General features: G+C 64.1%; 1 protein-coding gene. It reads right to left on the reverse strand.

Annotated elements, in window-relative coordinates:
* Positions 1 to 562 (reverse strand): IS30 family transposase (locus tag ACFHWU_RS29325; RefSeq protein WP_416592328.1); only part of this gene is annotated, 562 nt, incomplete at its 3' end.
* Positions 563 to 605: the final 43 nt, after the last annotated feature.

Consider the following 605-nt stretch of genomic DNA (forward strand, 5'->3'; position numbering starts at 1 on the left):
CCGTGAAATCAGCATGCCGGGCCATCTCCTTCCCCTGATCCCAGGTCACACTCCCACGCATGAACTCCGGCAACGTCTCCATCTTCGCCGCGAGCAGAAAAGCGACCCGGTCAGCGGTACGGTCGAACGGAATCCGCACCAGCATGACGAAACGAGTGGTCCGCTCGACCAACGTGGCGATCTGGGACCTGTTGCCCTTCCCGATGATCAGATCACCCTCCCAGAACCCGGGAACGGCCCGGTCCTCGGCCTCCACCGGCCGCTCGCTGATGTTCACCATGTCCTTGATGGAACCCCTGGCCACGGCAGGACGCGACCGGTTCACCCGCTGCGTACGACCACGCCGCAGCGCCAGCTTCAGCTGCGTCCGCAGCTCCCCACGCGCCTGGAGATACAGGCACTCGTAGATCGTCTCGTGCGACACCCGCATCTCCGGGTCATCAGGATGATCCACCCGCAACCTCTCGCCGATCTGCCGCGGTGACCACTTCTCCGCGAAACCGTCGTTGACCACATCGTGCAACCGCCGCGAAGACTCCAACTTACGTGGCTTCGGTCGCAGACGATTCCCGTCGCAACGCGCCTGCGCCTCGACCGCACGGTAA

This window comes from Micromonospora sp. LOL_015 (assembly GCF_048060275.1).
Classification (GTDB): Bacteria; Actinomycetota; Actinomycetes; order Mycobacteriales; family Micromonosporaceae; genus Micromonospora_E.